We start from the raw sequence: 14,910 nt of genomic DNA, 5'->3' as shown, positions 1-14,910 counted from the left end.
GATGCCCCTCCTTTCATTGGAACCAAATCGGCCAGCTTGGCAATGTTCCTTGCAACAGTTTCACATAAAGGCCATATACGCCTAACGAAAAACCAGCCGCAATGGCGATCGATTTCCACAGCGCCCCTTTTTCCATCGTTTGAAAGCCGATGACAAGAAAGAGAAATGTCGTGATCACATATCCAACCGTTTCAAGCAACGCCGCATAGAAAATGGCGGCGATGAAAATGACAAGAAACTTTTTATATTGCCGCGGCAGTTTCTCCCCTGTTGCGCCTGAATAATTTCTTGTCTCAAACAGCAGTTTTATGCTTAATAAAACCAACACAAGTCCAAGCAAAAACGGAAACACGTTCGGCCCGACAGCGCTGCCGTAGGCGCTTTTCGATATGCGCAAACTTTCCACCATAAACAAAGCGCCCACAGCCAAAAACGCCACCGCCGCGATCCGGTCAGCCGTTTTGTTCATCGCTTTCCCTCCCGCTTTTGGAAAAAGGGGAAGAATGCTCTTCCCCCTCGAGTTATTTATGCATCCCAAGCGACTTCAGCAGGTCGCCGACTTGCTGCTCCTGCTCTTGCAAAAACTTCGTAAATTCGTCCGAATTGCGATATTCCGCCGCCCAGCCTTGTTTTTGCAGTTCTTCTTTCCACTTCTCGTGTTCAGACAACTTTTTCAATGTTTCTTCCCAAAACGCTTTTGCTTCCGAAGACATTTCCTTCGGCCCGAACACGCCGCGCCAAATCGTAAACTCGGCATCAACGCCAAGCTCTTTCATCGTCGGCACGTCTTTCAGCACTCCGCCGAGGCGTTCAGGAGCGGAAACCGCCAGCACCCGCACTTTGCCGGCTTTCAAATATTCGCCAACCGAAGACGCATCCGTCGCAATCACATCCGCATTGCCGCCAAGCAGCGCCGCCATCGCTTCTCCGCCGCCATCGTACGAAACATACTTGACTGATTTTGGATCGATGCCCGACTTATAGATCGGCAAAATCGCCACTAAGTGGTCCATCGACCCTGGCGCCGACCCTCCGGCAATGGTGACGGATTTCGGATTTTGTTTAATGGCGTTCAGCAAGTCGGTCAACGTTTGAAACTTTGAATCGGCTTTAACCACAATCGCGCCAAAGTCTTTCGTCAACTGGGCGAGCGGGGTCGTGTCTTTGTAGCCGAACGGGCTGTTCCCTTCTTTTTTCAAGTTGTTGATAATAATTGGCGGGGAGTTGACAAATAGTTTGTAATCGTTTTTCACATCCTGGGTAGCGTATTCGGCCATAAAGACTGCCCCGCCGCCGCCCGGTTTGTTTTCGACCGTCATGGTCTGTTTGACAAGCCCTGTCTCATCCAACACTTTCATGACCGCGCGGGCCGTTAAATCCCAACCGCCGCCCGCCCCAGACGGAGCAACAATCGTAATCGGCTTCGTCGGATAGTTTGAGGCCGATGAGCCAGAGTTTGAACCGGACGATTTCGACCCCGCCGATTCATTGCCCCCACAGGCCGCCAAAGCCAGTGTCATCATCCCTGCGGCGAGCAATCCCCACCATTTCGTTTTCTTCATTTCTCCCTTGCCCCCTTGTTTTTGATAACGTTTTCAAACTCAACCTTACCATGCCCCAGGGTGAACGTGAAGTTTTTGAAAATAAAATGAATTTTGTGCATTTTGTTCATGGAGGTATAATCAGACCTGATATCAAGCACCTAGCGGAACGCTGGAGTCTCAAAGCAAAAAAAGACCGCCAGCCTTCAAGGCCGACGGTACATAAAACGTTGGCACGGTACATACTTTCTGATTTTTGTTCCTCCTCTTTCATGTGACCGGACGATCATCCGTTTTCTACAATCGATCACTTACGAATCAGTGATTTCCTCTACCTCTTTTGCCACCGCCAACCGTCCTCGTTAGATAGCCGCCTCTTGTGTTTAATTTCCCTGCTCTTCAAGCAATTCCCAAACATCTTGCTCTGGAAGATCCACCAACCGAGCAATATCTTCCACCTTCATTCCTTTGCGCGCCATGTTGCGGATCAGTTGTTTCATTCCTTGCTTCATTCCTTGCTTCATTCCTTGTTTCATTCCCTGTTTGATCCCTTGTTCAATCCCTCGTTTGATCCCTTCTTCCAACCCCTGTTTCCTTCCCTTTTGCTCATAGGAAATGATCAGCTCCAACACTTGCTCTTTTTCTTTCGTTTCCATCGCCCTCACCTCTCTTTGCAGTTGTTGCTCTTCCTCCTCCGACAGCTTCACATATGTTTCAAAAAAGCCCAAGAGCAGCCGCTGCCTCGCTTCATCCAGCTCCAATCGCACCAACATGCGCAAAAACTCTTTTTTCAACTCAATTTTCTCACTTTCAGTATACCCCATTTTGCCAAGGAGGGCAGCCGCAATCGGATTGTCATGCCGGATATAGTCTCTCCAATGTTTCTTGCGCAACTCCACCGGGAAAAAGCGAAACTGCAGCACGTCGCCAAAGGGAAACTCGATTGAGAACACGGACGGTTCTTCGCGGAGGGTGTCATGGCTGAAGACAGCGATCGGAACGATGCGGGTGCGGTATTTTTCAAACAAACGGCTGAAATAGATAAACATGCGCTCTGGAAACGATGGTTGCACGTAGCTTTGATTCTCCACATGAACGATGATCAGCCCATCCTCCCCTTTCAGCTTCGTCTCGACTAATAGATCGACGCGGTATTTTTCACCTGCCGTGACATCGGTAAACAGTTCTTCGGACAGAAAGGACAAATGGCTGAAATCAATGTGTTCATGCATGTCGGGAAAAAAGAGGAGAAGAAACTCTTCGAAGAACGTTTGAATCAGCTCTTTGAACAATCGGTCATGGTCAATGGCCATTCGATCACCCCTCTTTGAACGTGTTCAATTCTATCCATTCGCAAGCAGGGGGTGAAAATCCTGCATCGGGGACAGAAAAAGTTGTACCGTACTGTATAGCGCTTCAGTCCCCCACAGGTACGATAAAAACGTATTCCTGTACCACGTGATTTAACTGTTGAACAGATGTTTCAATCCCTCATAGGTACGATAAAAACACAAAAGCAAATGACAGCCCAGCGATCAGACCCGCAGGTTTCAATCCCTCATAGGTACGATAAAAACTTTGTCCAACCGGGACAAAATAATTTATGTTCGACATGTTTCAATCCCTCATAGGTACGATAAAAACTTTGGCCAAGATGTAAAAACTTTTTCGTTTGAAGGGAGTTTCAATCCCTCATAGGTACGATAAAAACTCATTGATCGCGTAACGTTGCAAAACGACGTATTGAAGTTTCAATCCCTCATAGGTACGATAAAAACCCAAACCATTCGCATAAAATCAAGCTTTTCCCCTTTTGACTGTTTTCAGAATATCACGTTTCAAAAATTCTGTCAATACTGTCGAGCCGTGTTGGTTGTAGGATTTTGACGCAAAAAAACATTGTCGTCGATCCCCCGGGATTTTTGCACGATTGGAGGTCGACGACATTTGCAAGACGGTCAGTTTTTGTTTTTCTCCATTCTTCCGTACTCGTCCTTCACCGCCGCCACGAGCGGGTGCCCACTTTCAAGCCCCGCGTATTGCCGAAGCGCGCCTTCGATTCCATGTTGGGCGATTGTTTGTTGAAGGGCGGCGGCTTCCACGTCGCGGTCGTCATCGAACCGCAGGAGGGCGGCGATTCCTTTAGCCAAGCCGTGCGGGACGTTGCCGAATAAGGCGCAATATTGCACGGCTGGCGCGACGAGGCGGTCGTTCGGCCCAAGTTTGCGGATCGGCGAGCGGGCGACACGGATGATGTCGTCGGACAGCGCCGGGTTCATGAAGCGCCCGATCGTCGTCTCGATATACGCGCGGTGCTCATCTGCCTTCCAACCGTGCTTTTTCACCAACACCGCTCCGGATTCGCTGAGCGCCTGTTCGACATCCGCCCCAATGGCGCTGTCTTTCATCGCGTCTTGCACGGTTTCGTATTGCTTGAGGTAGCCTAAGTAGGCGGCAAGGGCATGGCCGGTGTTGACAGTAAATAACTTTCGTTCAATATACGGCCCTAAGTCAGCGACAAAATGCGCTCCTTGAATCGGCGGAACCGCGCCGATGACGTTGCGCGTTTCAATCGCCCATTCGAAAAACGGCTCGACCGTCACCGCCAGCGGATCATCGTTCGTTTGGTTTGGCACGATGCGGTCAACCGCGCAGTTGAGAAAGCCGACCGACTCGCCCGCCAGCTGTTGTTCGGCTTCGGAAAGATGGGCAAACACGTGCTGCTTCAACGTCTCCGTGCCGCCGATCATATTTTCGCACGCAATGACATGAAGCGGAGCTTGCCGGGCGGCCAGCCGCTGCTTGAGCCCGGCGGCGATGACCGGGGCGATGGCCGGCAAAATGTGCGGGCCGACGGCGGTCGTGACCAAATCAGCGGCGGCGATCGCCGCGATGACTTGCTCCCGCTCTGTTTGGCTGTTCAACGCCGAGACGCCGCGCACCCATTGTTCTTCTCGCTGCTCGCCGGCGACAATGACGCGATACTCCCCCCGCTCCTTGAGCAGGCGGACGATTTGTTCGTTGACATCGACAAAAACGACCTTATATCCCGACGCTGCCAGCAAGCTGCCGATAAAGCCGCGGCCGATGTTGCCAGCGCCAAAATGAACCGCCTGCATCAGCCGTTCACCTCATGGAGCAGCGCAAGAATGTCTTCTTCTGTTTTGGCGTTCGCCATCGCTTCGACATTGTCCGCTTCCGCACAGACGAGCGCCAGTTTTGACAGAATATCCAAATGCTCCCCGTCTTTGCCGGCAATGCCGATCACGATCAGAGCCGTATTGCCGCCGCCAAAATCGACGCCGCCCGGGACTTGCACGATCGAAATGCCGGACTGTTTCACGAGCGCTTTGGCTGCTTCCGTTCCGTGCGGAATGGCGACATTGTTGCCGATATACGTTGATGTCAGTTCTTCCCGCTCAAGCATCGCATCAACATATGCCGGGGCGACATATCCTTGCTTGACCAACACCTCGCCAGCAAGGCGGATCGCCTCTTCTTTCGTTTTTGGTTGCGCATTGAGCACAATGTTTTCTTTGTTTAAAATCGAATGGGTTACCATCGTTTTCACTCCTTCATTGATGTCCAGTAATGATCAAAAAATTGCTCCAAATGGGCGCTGACAAGTGAATACACTTCTTCCTCGCCGCCATGCGTCAAAACGGCAAGGCTTTGCTCATCTTTCACCAGCAAGGAGCTGACCTCGCTTAATACAGCGAGCATCTCCTTATCGGCATCTGATGGCCCAAGCAGCAACACAACCGTGTTGATCTCCATCGGCTCCCCGTCCATGCCGGGCACCGTTTGCGGCGCATCAAGTCGGTACATCGTCAGAGATGGACGAAGGACAGCGAAGCTTCGAGCGTGGTAAAGCGCCAGCGTCGTGCCAGGGACGCCAAGCCCGCCAAGCGACTCGCGGCGCCGCAGCTCCTCGATGACGACATCGGCATCGACGATGACGCCACTTCGTTCAAGACGGCGGCACGCGTCCGCCAATAGTTCATGAACAGAGCGCCCCTTGACCACCTCGAGGGAAAAACCGTCCAACAGGTGGACGATCGTCTCGCTGATGCGCCGGACCGCCTTCATCGCCTCGAGCGCTGGCCTGTTTCTCTGTGCGATTGACTCTTTCCTCATCCGCTTTTCAGCGGCTGATTTTCGCTCTAAAAATTCACGGATTGCCCGCGCTTCCTCTTCCGTCAACATCGGGCTGACGGTGAAATATGGGCCGCCTTCATCGGCCAGCGGCACGGTCGAGACGACAAGGTCATACGCGCTTGCATCTTTCTCTTTCCATTCAAACACGGACGCTTGTTCCAGCGAAACAATGTCCGGAATCTCTTTTTTCAGCCTCGTCGCTAAAATTTTCGCCGTCCCAAGCCCGCTCGAACAAATGACGAGCACCCGCCACCCTTTTCTCTCCCGCATGAGCGCGGAGGCAAAATGGAGCACTAAATAGCCGATCTCCTCCTCAGGCATCGGGACGTTGCCAAACAGTTGCTTTGCCCCTTCTGCGACAATGGCGAACAGCTCCGCATAGTCCCGCTTAATTTGCTCAAGCAGCGGATTGGATACCCCCATCCCGTGCTCCAAGCGGTACAGGGCTGGCTTCAAGTGGACGACCAAATCTTCATACAGCGTGCGGTCGGCGGACAAATCGACGCCAAGTTCGCGGCTGACAAAGCGGATGAGTTGCTGCGCTTTCATGCCAACCGCCAAACTTGCCTCCTCCATCATCGTCCCTTGGCGGCTGCGCCATTTCGCTCCCATCAAGTGCATCGTCATATAGCCGATCTCCTCGCTGGGGATGGCAACGCCAAAGACTTTTTCCAACGATTCGGCGAGCACGCGAGCGATTTCGTATTCGTTCGTCGCTTGAAGCGTCTGCAAATCCCGCGGATCGAAGTGGATCGCTTCTCCCCGCTTGATGCGCTCGATCGCTAGAGCCAAATGGACGACAAAGGCGATGTACGAGCTATCGGCCATCGTAAACGGGAGCGTTTCTTTCACTTGCTCGATTTGCTGCTCAATGATGGCGAGCTTTTTTCTGTCCACAAGCCCGAGCAGCTTCTCCGCCACGGTGTCAAGCGGAGCGTCCGCTCGTTTTTGGATCGTCTCTTTCATCAATGCCAAAAATTCGTGTTCATCAACATGGCGGAACAACAAATCGCTCATCAAGCGCCGTTTCGCCGATTCTGAACCGGCCAGTTCCACCCCGTATCCACGCTTGCGGATGAGCGAAAGTCCATACGTCTCGATTGTTTGTTCCAATTTGTCCAAATCAAAGCTGACGGTCGCCACCGTCACATTCAAGTCGTTCGCCAATGAAACAAGTTTCACCGGCTCGGCCGCTTCCAACAGGGCGATTAAAATCATGAGCTGCCGCTCTTCCGGTGTATATTCATGATGGGAAAGACGGAGCAGCTCTGTGGCCAGCGCCTGTTTGTTTTCTTCCCTTCCGATGAGCCGAACGCCGACTCCTGCCTTTTTCACCAACTCCAGCCCGTAACGACGCAACACCGATTCGAGCCCTTGCAAATCGCGGTGAACCGTACGGGCGCTGACATTCAGCTCCTCGGCCAGTTCGCCGACGGTCAAATCACGGTCGCTTGCCAACAAACGCTCAAGCAGCTTCCGCTCCCGTGCCGATACGTACATCGCCGTTCACCTCCCATCTTCGGTCGTATTGTTGACAGGTTTAAATTGGCCAATCGGTTCTTCATCTCTTATTGTAAGGGCTTTTTTCTTGATTTGACAATGAAGAGATGTTTCATTTTCGTCATTGTTATTGTTGACAGTTTTTAATTTCACATTCATGATTCCTTTTTCGGCGCCAAAACCAACCCTGCTGGCCGGAAAACCGACTCGAAACAGCAGGCTGCCGTAAAACAAAACGCAGGGGGAACGCCATTTCCCCTGCGTTTCATGCCGATTTACGCGTTCTTTTTCAATTGTTCAATCAACTCATCGTACTTCGGGCTGTTTAAGAAGTTTTCGACCGATACGTGGTAGGCGTTCGGCAATTTTGCTTTTGCACGGTCGGTTAAGTTTTGGTGGGTGACGACGATGTCGGCGTCTTCCGGAAGCTGGTTGATCGCCGTGTTCGTCACTTCGATATCGAGCCCGGCTTTTTGCACTTTGTTGCGCAAAATCGACGCTCCCATCGCGCTTGAGCCCATTCCCGCGTCACACGCAAAGACAATTTTTTTCACCCGCACAGGGACGGCCTGTTCCGCCACCGCTGCTGCCGCTTTCTCTTGTTGCTGCAACGCGGCCGCCACTTGGCTTTGTTTCCCTTTTAACTGTTGCATTTTTTCCGCCGCTTTCGCTAAATCTTCTTCCCCTTCCTTTAGTTTCGCCGATTTCAAGAACACCGACGCGACGAGGAACGATACCGCTGCGGCGACGAACACGCCGGCTAGCACGCCAAAGTAATTCCCTTTTGGCGTCATCGCCAGCAAGGCGAAAATGCTTCCCGGCGACGGCACCGCCACCAGCCCGGCGTTGAGGATGGTAAACGTGAACACCCCACTCACGCCGCCCGCCATCGCCGCTAAAATCAAGACCGGACGCATGAGAATGTATGGGAAGTAAATTTCATGAATCCCGCCTAAGAAGTGGATAATCACAGCCCCTGGTGCCGACTGTTTCACCATCCCCTTGCCAAACAGCCAATACGCGAGCAAAATGCCAAGTCCTGGACCTGGGTTCGTCTCGAGCAGGAACAAGATCGATTTTCCCGTTTTCGCCGCCTGCTCGACGCCAAGCGGGCTTAAAATGCCGTGGTTGATCGCATTGTTCAAGAACAGCACTTTCCCTGGCTCGATGAACAAGTTCGCCAGCGGCAACAAATGCCAGTCAATGATTTTTTCCACTCCCGCTGCTAATGTTTTGCTGATGAGCGAGATGACCGGGCCGACTCCTTTAAAGGCGAGCAGCGTCAACACGCCGCCGATAATCCCGGCTGAGAAGTTGTTGACAAGCATCTCAAATCCTTGCTTCACTTTCCCTTGGAACAATCCATCCACTTTTTTGATCACATAACCGCCAAGCGGCCCCATGATCATCGCGCCTAAAAACATCGGAATGTCCGAACCGACGATGACTCCCATCGTCGCCGTCGCCCCGACAACGCCGCCGCGGACGTCATACACCATTTTGCCGCCCGTATAGCCAATCAACAGCGGTAACAAATACGTAATCATTGGCCCGACGAGCTTGGCAAACGTCTCGTTCGGCCACCAGCCCGTCGGGATAAATAGGGCGGTAATCAGCCCCCAGGCGATAAACGCCCCGATATTCGGCATAATCATGCCGCTCAAATAACTGCCAAACCGCTGAATCTTCACGCGGAAGCCTGTTTCGTTTCCGGTTGTATGCGTCATAACGTCGCTCCTCCTTTTGCTTGACTGTACCTTTATCTTAAAACGCTTACAACCGGCCTTCAATGAGAAGTAAACGCGATTTTGTCAAGGGGGTTGTTGACAGGGGTTAAAAAAGAAAACCCCGCGCGGCGGGCGGGGTTACAGCGTTTCTTCTGCCAACGACAACGCCTCTCGATAGAGACGTTGGGAGAGATAAAATCCATTTTCAAGCAAAGTGTCTAACAGCGGCTTGACTTCCGCTATTTTCCTGTTTTTCTTTCCCAGAATCAAAACTCCGATTGTACCGATAGGCCGTAAAAGGAATTGTTTCGACAATGATCTGGCAGCATGCTCATCCATCACAACGACTTGAGCACCAAGTTCTTTCGCTCCAATAATAACTTCTAACTCCCCGGCATGGAATTTTCCATATAAACTTTCAACAAGGCTGCGATTTTTTACATGGTATAGCCTAAACACCCCCTCGCTGACCAATCGTTTGAGCTCCTCTTTTCCATAATGGCGTGGGGCATGGTGATGAACAATTTCTTGATAGACAGCTTCCGGAACATATACTTCATCAAATAGTTCAGACAAAAGAGTCAATTGACCAACGATCGACAGACCTATAATCGGTGTAGAATTGACCGTAACCCTACTCATTGTGATCCCTATTTTCTTTGCTCAATTTTTGCACCGTGTCCCAATCATCTTTGATGTGTTCCTCCGTATATTCCATCCAAGGAATCGCCTTCGAACGCAATACATCGATAAATTCCCCTAAGGATTTTCCTGCCAATTCAGCCGCTTTCGCCAGCGTCACCTGTTTTCCAACAAACAAACCAATCGCCAATGAAAGCTTTATTTTTGCCTCAACTGTGTTGCCTTCCAATTCATTAATGGCGGGCAAAAACTCTTTCGGCAAGTTCACCTGAAAGTAGTCCATGGCCATTGAACTCACACCCTTTTTTATTTTATTCTATCACACTTCGCGCCTTTTGAATGCCGTCACGACTCAGTGTGAGGTGATAAAAAAGCAGCCCGAATCCAAGCGGGCTGCTTCATTGTTTTCCTATTCATATCTCGCCGTCACCATTTTCTTTCTCGTATAAAACTCGACGCCGTCGCGGCCGTTGGCGTGGAGGTCGCCATAGAACGAGTTTTTGTAGCCCGAGAACGGGAAGAACGCCATCGGCGCCGGGACAGCGACGTTGACACCAAGCATGCCGGCATCGATTTCTTCACGGAACTGGCGGATCGCTTTGGCGCTGTCCGTGTAGATGCAAGCGCCGTTGGCGAATTCCGACCGGTTGGCGATCTCAATCGCTTCGTCCAAGTCGCGGGCGCGGACGACGGACAGAACCGGGGCGAAAATTTCATCCGTCCAAATCGTCATGCCCGGTTTGACATGGTCGAAAATCGTCGGGCCGATGAAGTACCCTTTTCCGCTTGTCGCCGAGTCGCGGCGGCCGTCGCGGACAAGGAGCGCCCCCTCTTTTTCGCCGATTTCGATGTATTTGATCGTCCGCTCTTTATGCGACTCGCGGATGACCGGGCCTAAAAAGACGCCTTGGTCGAGCCCGTTGCCGATTTGGATGCGGTCAGCGGCTTCTTTGAGCCGTCTCACTAGCTCATCAGCGATATCGCCCACAGCAACGACAACGGAGCATGCCATGCACCGCTCACCTGCCGAACCGAACGCGGCGTTGATGATGTTCGTCACCGCCATGTCGAGGTCGGCGTCCGGCATGACGATCGAATGGTTTTTCGCGCCGGCGAGCGCCTGAACGCGCTTGCCGTGAGCGGCGGCTGTTTTGTACACATATTCGGCGACCGGCTGCGAGCCGACGAACGAGACGGCTTTAATGTCTTTATGCTCCAGGATGCCGTTGACCACCTCGTGCGCTCCGTGGACGATATTGAGCACCCCTGCCGGCAGGCCGGCTTCGGTGAACAGCTCTGCCAAACGGTTGGCGAGCATCGGCGTCCGCTCGGACGGCTTCAGCACGAACGTATTGCCGCAGGCGATGGCAAGCGGAAACATCCAGCACGGCACCATCATCGGGAAGTTAAACGGCGTAATGCCGGCAACAACGCCAAGCGGGTAGCGGTACATGCCCGATTCGATGCCGGTCGCGATATCCGGCAGCTGTTGGCCCATCATAAGCGTCGGAATTCCCGCCGCAAATTCGACGCACTCAATACCGCGCTGCACTTCGCCGTATGCGTCTTCGTACACTTTGCCGTTTTCCAATGTCACAAGGCGGGCAAGCTCCTCCCAATGCTCGACAAGAAGCTGCTGATAGCGGAACAAAATGCGGGCGCGGCGCGGAACGGGCACTTTGCGCCATTCGCGGAACGCTTCTTTCGCAGCCGCCACCGCCGCATCAAGCTCCTCGCGCGAAGAGAGCGGCACTTTCGCCAGCACTTCTCCTGTCGCCGGGTTCGGCACGATTTCTTCTTTTCCGGATGTTGATGCGACCCATTGGCCGCCGATAAAATTTTTCAATGTTTTCGTTTCGGTCACGGAACTCATGGATGAAACCACCTTTCTAGTCGATCTTTCAAAAGATTGGTTCATGAACGCACACAAGGGCTATGGATGATCGACGAGCGCTTCCTTTCGCGGAAACGGCCGGCGGGCTGAACGCTTCCAAAAAGCGGCATTCTTTGCTGTCCGTTTGCTGCTGGTCGCTGTCATGCGTCCTGCAATCGCCATCCCAGCCGTCGGACTCATTTACGAACTTACGGTTTTGGTGTCGTACTGATAGTCATAACAATAATGGTACAAGGCGACGATTTCCTCATGGGTCGGCACTTTCGGATTGTTGCTTGGACTGCCGCTCGCGAGCGCATCGGCCGCCATTTTATCAACCGCTTTGTCAAACGCCGCTTTGTCGATGCCCCACGTTTTCATATTCGGAATGCGCAAATCGCGGCAAAGCTGTTTCACTTCTTCAACAAGCGCCTCAGCTGCTTCCGTATCGGAAACGTCTTTGAGCGGCGGCTTGATGATTCGGGCGATCACCGCCAATCGTTCGATAGCGCTGTCTTTTGTAAACTCCAGCACCCCCGGCAGCAACATCGCGTTCGATACGCCGTGCGGCACGTGGAAAAGCGCGCCGATCGGCCGCGACATGCCGTGCACAAGCGTCACCGAGGCGTTGGAAAACGCCATGCCGGCTTTCATGGCGGCGATCGCCATTTTTTCCCGCGCTTCGATGTCTTGACCGTTTTCATACGCCCGGCGCAAATGACCGACGATCGCTTCGATGGCAGAGAGCGCCAGCGCATCGGTCACCGGGTGGGCGCGTCGGGAAATGTACGCCTCGATCGCATGGCAGAGGGCGTCGACGCCCGTGGCCGCGGTGACGGACGGCGGGCACGAAACCGTGAGCAACGGGTCGACGATCGCCACGGCTGGAAGCAACGCCGGTTGAGAAATCATCATTTTGACATCCGTCTTCGTATTGATAATGACCGTTACTTTCGTCACTTCCGAACCCGTTCCGGCCGTCGTCGGAATGGCAATGAGCGGAAGCGGCTTTTTGACAAACCGTTTCTGATTGCCGACATAATCGCCAATCTCCCCTTCATTTGTCATCATGACGGCGACCGCCTTGGCGGCGTCAATGCTGCTGCCGCCGCCGATGGCGATGACGACATCGCACCGCTCGCTCCGGCAGACGTCAAGCGCCTCTTTCACATGCACATCCGTCGGCTCGCTGTCGACTCCTGTATACTTCACAAACGGCAGCCCTGCTTCTTGCAAATATTGCGCGCAGCGGGCAACCACCCCGATGTTTTCCATCACCGGGTCGCTGACGATGAGCGCTTTTGTCCCAAATGCCTTCGCCTGTTGGCCCACCTCCCCCAACGTTCCGCGTCCATACACCACCCGGCTTGGCATGAGCAACTCGTACACCTTTTCTCCCCCTTTTTGGCAGCGGTTTCACGATCATCTATAAGCAAGTTTCGTGCCAACGAAAAAAAGCACAAACAGCAGGAAAAACCGTTGTCTATTCCCGAGCGTTAACAGACACTTTCCCGACATCCACCGCACATTCCAGACATTTCCCAGACACTTTTATCCTCACCCGCCTGGAGCTCCCAACGTGTCGGTGCAATCCAAAAGGTCCGCCGCATTCTCCCGCTCCTTGGCAGCCAACAATGAAAAAAGAACCAACAGCACCACCGCCGTTGGCTACAATCCGTACTTTTTCAGCTTCTCGTATAACGTCGACCGGTGGATGCCGAGCCTTCTCGCTGCTTCTGCCTTATTGCCGCCTGCGGCGACGAGCGCCGCCGCGATGCGCTCCCGCTCCGATTGATAGACCATTTCCTTCCATTGGTCAGCGATGTTCACACCGCCCGGCAAAGAAACAGCCGCTGTCCGAATGGTTGACAGATAAGGCGGCAAGTGGCCGCGTTCCACGTTCTCCCCTTCGACCATGCTGATGAGCCACTCGACCACATTGACGAGCTCACGGATGTTTCCCGGCCACGAATAGCTGACCAGCACCTCCATCGCCTCTTTCGCAAACGACTTCGGCGCGACGCCAAACTGCCGGCACATCCGTTCCATATGGTAAGCCAACAGCGCCGGAATATCCGTTTTCCGCTCGCGCAGCGGTGGGAGATGAATGCGAATGATGTTCAAGCGGTAAAACAAATCTTCCCGGAACGTTCCATTCCGCACCATCTCCTCGAGCGGCTTGTTCGTCGCGGCAATAATGCGCACGTCCACCACGGTTTCGTATAGCCCGCCGACTTTTTCCACCTTTTTCTCTTCCAAGACGCGCAAAATTTTCGCCTGCATGGCAAGCGGCATATCGCCGATTTCATCCAAAAACAGCGTCCCCCGATGGGCGAGTTGAAACTTGCCGGGCTTGCCCCCTTTTTTCGCACCGGTGAACGCCCCGTCCTCATAGCCGAACAGTTCCGCTTCCAACAACGACTCAGGGATGGCGGCGCAATTCACGCTGACAAACGGTCCGTCCGCATGCGGCCCAGCTTCATGGATCGCCCGCGCCACCACCTCTTTCCCCGTTCCGCTTTCACCGGTAATGAGCACCGTCGACGGCACGCGCGCCGCCCGACGAATCATCTGCTTCACGGCTGCGATCGCTGGGTGGCGGCCAATGATGCGCTCGATTCCTTTCAGGGCAGAAGCGGCCGTCTCCTGTGGTTTCGCTTCCGTCCCTTGCTTCTCCTTCCGGCTCGCCTCACGTGACAGCTCCTGCAGGCGGCGGAAAATTTCGTATACTTCCGATACCCCTTGGAAAATAAGCATCCCGATCGCCCCGATCACCTTGCCGTCGCGCCAAATCGGAATGCGGTGCACCACCATCGGCTGGCCGTAAATCTTTTGGATGTATCCGCGTTCAGGAATGCCGGATTGAACGCAAATGTGCAAACGGGTGTTTTCGATCACGTCCGTCACGTGCTTCCCGACCGCTTCTTCGCGGCGGATGCCGAGAAACTGGCAATACGCCCGGTTGATTTCACGAACCACGCCGTCCTCATCGACGACAACCACCCCTTCGTACGCCGCATCCAGCACCGTTTTCATCGTCTCGGCCAGACGGTGCGTTTCCTCCAGTTCATGCCGCAATCGTTCCAACTCGGCAGCCGAGGTGGAGTCGACTTCCATGTTCATTGTCTCTGCGCCGCTGTCTTCGTGTTCTGCTTCTTCCAAAAACGCTGCTAGGACATCCCTAATCAGGGTCGTGCGGTCTATCTCGCGCGCTGCTGCCCATAGCAGCATCCACTGTGTGCACCGCCCGATCGTTCGGCCGTGCTCATCGATGACATCAACAGCGTCCATCGTATGCGCCACGAGCAGCTCCATCGCTTCCCGCAATGTTTGATGGCAGTAAAGTACTATCGTTGTACCTTGACCGACCGTCATCGCCATTCCCCTTCCGCTATTCTCTCTTCACGTACCGTTCGCCGTTTGTCCCCAAAATCCTTCTTTTCTTTTTCTTGAAAATCATGGAGGACAA

Annotated in this window: 12 protein-coding genes and 1 CRISPR repeat array; all 12 genes read right to left on the bottom strand. The window is 53.4% G+C overall.

What is annotated here, in order from left to right:
• Positions 1-13 precede the first annotated feature (13 nt).
• Positions 14-469 carry a tripartite tricarboxylate transporter TctB family protein gene (locus CV945_RS01785; RefSeq protein WP_015375035.1) on the bottom strand — a complete coding sequence of 152 codons (456 nt, stop codon included), beginning with the start codon at positions 467-469 and terminating at the stop codon, positions 14-16.
• A 52-nt stretch (positions 470-521) separates the two neighbouring features.
• Positions 522-1,562 (bottom strand): Bug family tripartite tricarboxylate transporter substrate binding protein, encoded by a 1,041-nt coding sequence (locus CV945_RS01780; protein ID WP_100659021.1) that lies wholly within the window; start codon positions 1,560-1,562, stop codon positions 522-524.
• Positions 1,563-1,924: 362 nt separating this feature from the next.
• Entirely contained in the window at positions 1,925-2,854 is a 930-nt protein-coding gene (locus CV945_RS01775; RefSeq protein WP_100659020.1) for an Rpn family recombination-promoting nuclease/putative transposase, read from the bottom strand.
• A 100-nt stretch (positions 2,855-2,954) separates the two neighbouring features.
• Positions 2,955-3,319: direct repeats of the CRISPR family, unit length 30 nt; unit sequence GTTTCAATCCCTCATAGGTACGATAAAAAC.
• 180 nt (positions 3,320-3,499) lie between these two features.
• Positions 3,500-4,660, bottom strand: a complete 1,161-nt coding sequence (locus tag CV945_RS01770; protein ID WP_100659019.1) for a mannitol-1-phosphate 5-dehydrogenase — start codon at positions 4,658-4,660, stop codon at positions 3,500-3,502.
• Complete coding sequence (locus CV945_RS01765; protein WP_100659018.1) at positions 4,660-5,103, bottom strand: PTS mannitol transporter subunit IIA; 444 nt, start codon at positions 5,101-5,103, stop codon at positions 4,660-4,662. Before CV945_RS01765 ends, CV945_RS01770 begins: the two co-directional genes overlap by 1 nt.
• A 5-nt stretch (positions 5,104-5,108) precedes the next feature.
• Complete coding sequence (locus CV945_RS01760; RefSeq protein ID WP_100659017.1) at positions 5,109-7,199, bottom strand: BglG family transcription antiterminator; 2,091 nt, start codon at positions 7,197-7,199, stop codon at positions 5,109-5,111.
• A gap of 275 nt (positions 7,200-7,474) precedes the next feature.
• On the bottom strand, positions 7,475-8,926 hold the full coding sequence (locus CV945_RS01750; protein ID WP_100659016.1) for a PTS mannitol transporter subunit IIBC: 1,452 nt from the start codon (positions 8,924-8,926) through the stop codon (positions 7,475-7,477).
• A gap of 138 nt (positions 8,927-9,064) precedes the next feature.
• The gene (locus tag CV945_RS01745) at positions 9,065-9,568 is read right to left on the bottom strand and encodes a PIN domain-containing protein (RefSeq protein WP_044743587.1); all 504 of its coding nucleotides are present in this window, start codon (positions 9,566-9,568) and stop codon (positions 9,065-9,067) included.
• Positions 9,561-9,857: a UPF0175 family protein gene (locus CV945_RS01740; protein ID WP_011231436.1), complete on the bottom strand. Its 297-nt coding sequence runs from the start codon at positions 9,855-9,857 to the stop codon at positions 9,561-9,563. The genes CV945_RS01745 and CV945_RS01740 overlap by 8 nt, the downstream gene beginning before the upstream one ends.
• Positions 9,858-9,977: 120 nt before the next feature.
• Complete coding sequence (locus tag CV945_RS01735; protein ID WP_100659015.1) at positions 9,978-11,441, bottom strand: CoA-acylating methylmalonate-semialdehyde dehydrogenase; 1,464 nt, start codon at positions 11,439-11,441, stop codon at positions 9,978-9,980.
• A 201-nt stretch (positions 11,442-11,642) separates the two neighbouring features.
• Positions 11,643-12,830, bottom strand: coding sequence for an iron-containing alcohol dehydrogenase (locus CV945_RS01730; RefSeq protein WP_100659014.1), 1,188 nt, complete (start codon positions 12,828-12,830; stop codon positions 11,643-11,645).
• Between the two features lie 279 nt (positions 12,831-13,109).
• Positions 13,110-14,822, bottom strand: a complete 1,713-nt coding sequence (locus CV945_RS01725; protein ID WP_369806432.1) for a sigma 54-interacting transcriptional regulator — start codon at positions 14,820-14,822, stop codon at positions 13,110-13,112.
• Between the last annotated feature and the right edge of the window lie 88 nt (positions 14,823-14,910).

The sequence above is a fragment of the Geobacillus sp. Manikaran-105 genome, assembly GCF_002809955.1.
GTDB lineage: Bacteria > Bacillota > Bacilli > Bacillales > Anoxybacillaceae > Geobacillus > Geobacillus thermophilus.
This window is presented reverse-complemented; position numbering and strand designations above follow the sequence as displayed.

Excerpts from the sequence above, each read along its gene's own strand:
- CV945_RS01770 (WP_100659019.1), bottom strand. The coding sequence starts at position 4,660 with ATGCAGGCGGTTCATTTTGGCGCTGGCAACATCGGCCGCGGCTTTATC.
- CV945_RS01740 (WP_011231436.1), bottom strand. The coding sequence starts at position 9,857 with ATGGCCATGGACTACTTTCAGGTGAACTTGCCGAAAGAGTTTTTGCCC.
- CV945_RS01760 (WP_100659017.1), bottom strand. The coding sequence starts at position 7,199 with ATGTACGTATCGGCACGGGAGCGGAAGCTGCTTGAGCGTTTGTTGGCA.
- CV945_RS01735 (WP_100659015.1), bottom strand. The coding sequence starts at position 11,441 with ATGAGTTCCGTGACCGAAACGAAAACATTGAAAAATTTTATCGGCGGC.
- CV945_RS01725 (WP_369806432.1), bottom strand. The coding sequence starts at position 14,822 with ATGGCGATGACGGTCGGTCAAGGTACAACGATAGTACTTTACTGCCAT.
- CV945_RS01750 (WP_100659016.1), bottom strand. The coding sequence starts at position 8,926 with ATGACGCATACAACCGGAAACGAAACAGGCTTCCGCGTGAAGATTCAG.
- CV945_RS01780 (WP_100659021.1), bottom strand. The coding sequence starts at position 1,562 with ATGAAGAAAACGAAATGGTGGGGATTGCTCGCCGCAGGGATGATGACA.
- CV945_RS01775 (WP_100659020.1), bottom strand. The coding sequence starts at position 2,854 with ATGGCCATTGACCATGACCGATTGTTCAAAGAGCTGATTCAAACGTTC.
- CV945_RS01785 (WP_015375035.1), bottom strand. The coding sequence starts at position 469 with ATGAACAAAACGGCTGACCGGATCGCGGCGGTGGCGTTTTTGGCTGTG.
- CV945_RS01765 (WP_100659018.1), bottom strand. The coding sequence starts at position 5,103 with ATGGTAACCCATTCGATTTTAAACAAAGAAAACATTGTGCTCAATGCG.
- CV945_RS01745 (WP_044743587.1), bottom strand. The coding sequence starts at position 9,568 with ATGAGTAGGGTTACGGTCAATTCTACACCGATTATAGGTCTGTCGATC.